The sequence below is a fragment of the Streptococcus mitis genome (assembly GCF_946190115.1).
GTDB lineage: Bacteria > Bacillota > Bacilli > Lactobacillales > Streptococcaceae > Streptococcus > Streptococcus mitis_CO.
The window spans coordinates 1-6,838 of record NZ_CAMHZG010000028.1 but is presented as its reverse complement, the minus strand read 5'-3'; the positions used below and the strand labels follow the sequence as shown (position 1 = coordinate 6,838).

The following is a 6,838-nucleotide window of genomic DNA, read 5'->3' as shown; positions in this document are numbered from 1 at the left end:
GTGACAGTCTTACCTGGGTTCTTCGCTTTGACCTTATCTTCCACTTGTTTTTTCTCTTCTGGAGTTAAGTGGGATTTATCTTGAACAACAACCTTCTCATCTGGTTTCACTGGTGTGAAGTCTTTTGCTTGTGCCGTCACAGTAGTTGGTTCTGATGGATGACTGTCACCTTTCGTAGCTGTTGCTGTTACCTGACTTTTATCTTTTACACCTTCAGCTGGAATAAGGAGTTGCCCTGTACTTGAATCTACTGTTACACCTACTGGCTTATCTGATGATGACCATGTTCCATTTTTATCTTTGACTACTGTTACAGTTTTATTTTGTTCTTTCTCATCAGTGTAATTAACCGTGACTTTATCTGCATCCCCTGTTGGCGTTACTGTAACTGTTCCATCACTTGGTGCTGTTGCTGTTGGTGGTGTTGGTTTATCTTCCCTAACTTTAACCGTTAATTGTATTTCTCCTGATTCTTTACCTTGACTATCAATTGCTTTGTATTTGACAATATATGTGCCTGGTTTTCTAGAATTAATATCTTTTACATCATTTTGTCCATTTACAGATACAATCTCTGTTCGTACTTTAGTACCACGTGTTGCATCTTTATCATCTTCATAGTCAGCTTTTGTAACTAAAGTCTTAAGATCTATATTTTCGCCAAATTCTAATACTTTTTCATTTCCTGCAACTGCAGATGTAACGGTTGGGGCTTGGTTTGTAACTTGAATTGTTTTCCAATCTACTGCACTTGAATAATTTCTTTCTGAGATATTAGCTATTGCTTTAGCAGTTCCTTCTGCAATAGATTCTTTCATCTCAATAGTGATTGTATTCGTAAATGCATCTTTTGTTGTATTCTTAACCTCCCCTAGAGTTGGTTTATTTGAAACCCATGTACTATTAATATTTTCACGCTTTAGTCCTATCTCACGTGCCGCTCCTGTAGCTTTATCCGTATAAGATACATAAACCATACCTGCATCGTGTGGGGCTTTTACTACTATATTTTTAGCTCCCGCAAATAGGCTATTTCCTCTCTCTTCAGATGGTTGAATTGTAGTTTCACCTAATGATACAGCCACATTTGTTGCATCACTTTCAATACCATCTACAATTTGAGTAACAGTGACTTGATCACGTGGCACTAATTGAGTTTGATTTAATTGATTACTATTTAAACCTTTAGGAAGACTTACTCTCCATTTTCCATTGTTACCTACTGTAACTTCATTAATCGGTACACCTGGTACTGTTACTTTAATCTTAGCACCTGGACGTCCTGTACCAGTTAATTCTCTATCTGTTGAAGCTACAGTTGGCACTCCTATACTACCTTTTGGTTTTATTGTTGTATCATAAGTAGGTGCTTCTGGCTTAACATTGACTTTAACATCAATTATCTTAGAAGGTCGTTTTTGTGTCGCATCAGGCTGATTTTGCCCTGTTTGAGATATAGGTAATGTTACTTTTACTCTATAGTTCTGTACACCTGGAGTATTTGCTGTAAGTGTTTGTGTATTACCTTGAGCATTTACCCATTCATAGGTTGTTCCAGTCGGTAAGTCCTCTGAGCCAGCTACCTTAGCTACTGCATCTTTTGCATTTTGTTCAGTTAAAGTCGCTCCTTTTGAAACAGTGACTCTTGTTCTATTTGCTTCTACATCAAACACTTTATGAACAACAGTTTCAGTATATTCTAAATTACCTGTTGTGGTTGGACGATTTGTATTTCTACTATAGTCATACTTACCACCAAATTTATAATTCGTAGTTCCTACCGGATCTTTTGCAAGAGCTTCTGTAAATTTATCTCCAGGTTGAGCCACATTATCACTTGCTTTATAAATCCAAGTCATTCCATCAGGAATAGTTCCTCCATTATGATAGTATACAGATGAACCTCCACTACGTGCTGTATCTGGATTTTTAAAATCATAAAGTTTACGAGCAATTGGGAATGTATTTAAAACTTTATAAGTTAAAGTAACTTTTTGAGTTCTATTTTCTCCGAAATTAACAGTCGCTTCTACCGTTTTTGTCTCTTCTTTTCCGCTTCTGATGCTAGCAGTTTCAAGCGCTGCTGTGACAGTTGCGCCTTGTGGTAAATCTTGAAGTGTATTCCCTTCTCGAACTTGAACCAGTTTATTCAATTCAGCCTGTGTCAGAGTTTCCCCACGCACAACATTAATTGTCTGACGTGCCACCAAGTTATATCCAACTTTAAAGAAACCAAGGCTTGCACCATCGCTAGTATCCTCATGGCTCTTGTTACCAGAAGCGTCTGTTGTTTTGGCAAAGACTTCATAAGTCGCTGGGGTAACTTCTTTTTTCAGACGTGTAATAACATCTGTTTTTTCAACTCCATTTTCTACAATGAGCGTTTTAGTGTTACCCGTTTTAACCCACATATTTAATTTGCTACGAACAGTATTAGTAGTAGCATTCGTCGCATCATCTTTATCGTAATTATCTGTTACTTTAACCAGACTAGTAAACGATGTATTTTCAGCTAAACGTGTCGCTTGATTACTTGAAGTTGCTAAATTGTTCGAATTCGAACGGGCTACCTCTGGTTTAATTGGATCAACAGGTACAAAATACAAATTGATAACATTAGTATTATTTTCTAACGTTGTATTGCGTTCCGCTAACAATGCTGCATCTGTCCATTTCGGCATCAAATACAATTTACGTTTTACAATTAACGACGATCCATCTTTCGCTTTCACAACAGGAGTGTTAATGGTAACTGTTCCTGCACCGTTGGATACTGGAATTGTTGTAGTTCCTTTTTCTAAGTTAGTTCCGACGATGTTTCTATCATTAACATCACTACGATTTGTCTCTACTAGTTTATTGGCTGAATTATCGACAGTTCCTCCACCGGCAAAATTATCACGAACAATATCTAATACGTTCACCGGTTTATTGTTGTGATAGAAGAAACCACCTTCATGTTTATAACCGTTTTCTTTTCTTTCACCTGCAACTTTATCAGTACCATTAACAACTGTTAACGAAGGTTGCCTACTAGCATCCGGATTTTTCGGATTTGCTGTAATAGTGTTCAAAATGTCATTAATTGGTAATGGAGTACCTTTCGTTGCATCGAATTTATAAATTAAACTCTTGCCATCTTGGCTCCATTCAAAACCTTTGTCAGTAGGACGATTAGCTAGGATTCCATTATTCTTAAATGTCAAATTATAATCATCACGAATATGAGCATAACGAGTCACTACTCCAGTTGTAGGATTTACTTCTAGCTCTGCTACTTTATTATCTTTATCCACCGCACGAATAACACCAGCGTCCGTAATGGTAATGTCATTTACTGTTTTACCTCTTAAGATACCATTTTTATTAGCTTCAAAAATCGCATTCTTAATGGCTGTTTTTTCTTCTTCGGATAAATTACCTTTTTTTATTTGAACAATTTTATTAGCCGGTTGAGCAAATACACTTCTTCCTGTAACGTTTCTATCTGCACTATTATCCGAAGTTACAGAATAAGCTGTAGCATTTTGCCCTCCGCTAACTTTTACTACTGCGTGAACTGGTTGCCCTTCTCTCAAGTTAGCAGTAAAGTCTCCTGCAGATAAAGTGGTTGTACCATTTCTATCTGTCACAGTCTTGCTGGCGATCTTAGTTGTACCTTGATAAAGTTCTACCGTTACATTCGATCCATTTTGCAATTGATCACTTGTTGGCAGATTTCCTACTGTTACACTTGGTCGTGAACTTGCCGTACCATAAAATTGTTCTTGAGCTAGCGTCGGAGTATTTGGCTTAACATTAAACTCGATTGTTTTTTCTAAAAATCCTCTACCAGCTACAGAAGCAGTATCTCCTGTTAATCCTGTTGTAGGATTTGTTGGTAATCCTTTTGTAGAAGTTTTACTATTAGGGAAATAAGCTCTTGCTTTAACATCGTATTTTCCAATCTTGTCAAAAGAAACATGTTCGCTGATTTCATTTCCTTTTAGGTAACGGAATTTCATGTCTGCTCCAAAATTTCCGTCTCCTTTGTTCGTTCCATCTGTTGTTGTTAAGTAATGATTTGGATCCGCACTTCTCTGCTTAAGTCCTAATACATCAGAACGAGTGTTATCATTAATTGGTGTACCTCGATCTTCAAACGCTAAATCATATGTTTTAACTTTAAATTTCAGTGTAGATTGATTTCCTTTATCAACATTTCCTGTTGCATCATCTGAAGCTTTCAAGGTAACAACATTAGTTCCTAAATGAGCATCAGTTGCCACTTTTCCTGAAATAGTTGCAGTTGCAGGTTTGGTTTCTGAACCACTATTGGTTGTAAGAGTATTTCCATTATTTAAATTAACACCCTTAGGTAATCCACTAATATGTTTGATATTAATTTTCCCATTGGCATTGTTGTCGTGCATTTTTAACGGGATATCTAAAGTAGCCCCTCTGAACACTTCAACTTCTGGAGAGTTATTTTCAGAACTTCCTAGTACAAACTCTCTGTTATTTGTTGGGTTTGTCATTTTCACAGTTGGAGGCTGTGTATCACGTTCAGGCGTTGGAATTACAGGTGCACTAAATTCTGAATCTACTGTAGTATCTTTTACTGTTGTTTTAGCTTTAATCTCTGTTGACGGTAATACTCCAGGTACATTAATAGTAGCTTTTTGACCACTTGTTGTTCCTGTTCCGATAACTTTATTACCACTATATAATGTCACTGTAGAATTATCAGGAACTCCATTTTGTACATTTACTACTACTTTTTGCCCTTTTTTGCCCGCTTTTTCATTTACAGAATTTTGGTCAATTACAGGTGTTTTAGGTTTAACATTTAATGTAACTGTACCATCTGAACCAGAACCTTTATTCTCTGAACTTGTACCATCTTGATATCTTGCAATTACTTTATATTTGAATACTCCAGCTGTAGTAGCTGTACTTGCTGGCTTGACACCATTTTGCCAACTCCACTTCATACCTGCAGGGAATGGTTTACTCTCTTTATGTCTAACGTAACCTGAATTTGCAGGATCATCTGGATCTCCTAAAGTGTCTCCTACTGTTTTTGTAACAGTCAATCCTTGAATTGGGTTTAATTGTGCATCTGGTTTACTTTCCAACCTCGTTCCAGTAGCAGCATATACATATGCCTGAAGTGCATTTGTAGCAAATCCCGATTTAGCAGTTACAGCCATAGTTCCTGCTCTTTGAGCTTGTGTATCCGTAACATCATCTCTCAAGCGCATCTTAACGTGATATTTGTAGGCAAAATTTTGGTGACTGCCTACAGTTAACAGATGAGAATAAGATAACGTAGGATAAGATCCGTCTGGATTATTATTTGATTTAATGATACCATTCAGATCTCTATTATGTTGTAATTGTTTCAACATCTGTTGTCTCTGATCATTACTGGTTGGACCACCACCAAACTGAAAAAGACCACCTGCGTTACCCCATAATCTTTCTGAACTGTCATCCTCACCTTTACCTGCTCTCAGAGAGACTGTATATATCCCCCCCACTTGAGTAAAATTACTCGGATTCTCAGAAAGTGTCCCTGTTGCTCCTGCCTTTTTTTGATAACGTTCATAGTAAGCATCAGAAACAACTCCTATCGGATAATTTCTACCAACATTGGGCAAAAGGTCACGAGGTGGGTAAAACCAAAATGCATTTTTGGTATTTCCATTTAACGCATAACCATCATTTTGAAAATAAACATCATAAGTGATAAATTTATGGCCTTGTTCTACGCTATACTTAGCTGTCATGAACGTTTTATCAATTGTTCGGGTACGTTGACCATTAGAGGTTGCTCCACCACTAAATTTATCCTCTGATATATACTCTTTTACGTTATTTAACGCTCCCTCTACGCGTACACCATCTGCTCTAAATCCTGCTCCCTCCGCCATTCTCTGACCATTACGCGGATCATGAGAACCTGAACTCAAACGTGTTGTAGCATTTTTAACAGAAATAAACATTCTCTTCACAAGTTTGTTCATTTCTTCAACTTCGTTCAGAGAAACTGTTGTATTTTCAAGGACTACTTGAGCCACTCCTAATAGTTCATTGGCTTTTTCAAGAACTCCTTTCGTAGTATCATGTTCAGGAACTTCTGAAATTGCTGCTTTCAATTGATCAACAGATACTTTCAAAGAATCTTTTTTAGCTGATACAGTTTGATTCTCTTCGCTTGCTCTTACTTCAGAAGAAGGTTGAATCGCTGGTTTTTCAGCCTCAGTTCCAGTATTACTTTCTCGAACCTCACTTGATTCTTTTACCGCATTAGATAAAGTAGCTAAATCAGTAGACAAAAGTTCTTTTAGTTCATTAATATCTTTTTGAACTGCATCAGCTTTATCTAGTAATGCCTGAGCTCTCTGAACTCTTTCTTTTACAGAAGAAAGCACTGAGTCGTCAAGATTTAATTTAGTTGAAAGAAGAGAATTTAATTCTTCAACTACTGTTCTTAACTGACTTTTATCAACCGTATTACTACTATTTTCAACAAGTGCAGTTTCTTTATTTTCTAAAGAACTATTGACTACTTCTGATTTATTTTCAGTAGGTTCCTTAATACCCACAGGCGAGTTGCCCTTATCGTTAGGTTGTACTACACCCGCCGTAGATTGTGAACTGCTTCCGCTTACGGTATCTGCGCTAACAACGCGCGCACCTAAAAACATCAGTGCTGCTACGGCTACTGAAGCGGCACCGAAACTATATTTACGAATAGAAAAGCGCAACACCTTTTCTGTACTGACCCCCAAAAGTTAGACAATTAATTTATCCGAAGGATTTAGTTCTGTATTGTACAGGGCTAAGTCCTTTT

Annotated in this window: 1 protein-coding gene; it reads right to left on the bottom strand. The window is 37.1% G+C overall.

Going from position 1 to position 6,838, the window contains the following annotated elements; genetic code table 11:
* Positions 1–6,776: YSIRK-type signal peptide-containing protein (locus N8L90_RS09170; protein ID WP_261025186.1), on the bottom strand; the 6,776-nt coding region annotated here is incomplete at its 3' end.
* Between the last annotated feature and the right edge of the window lie 62 nt (positions 6,777–6,838).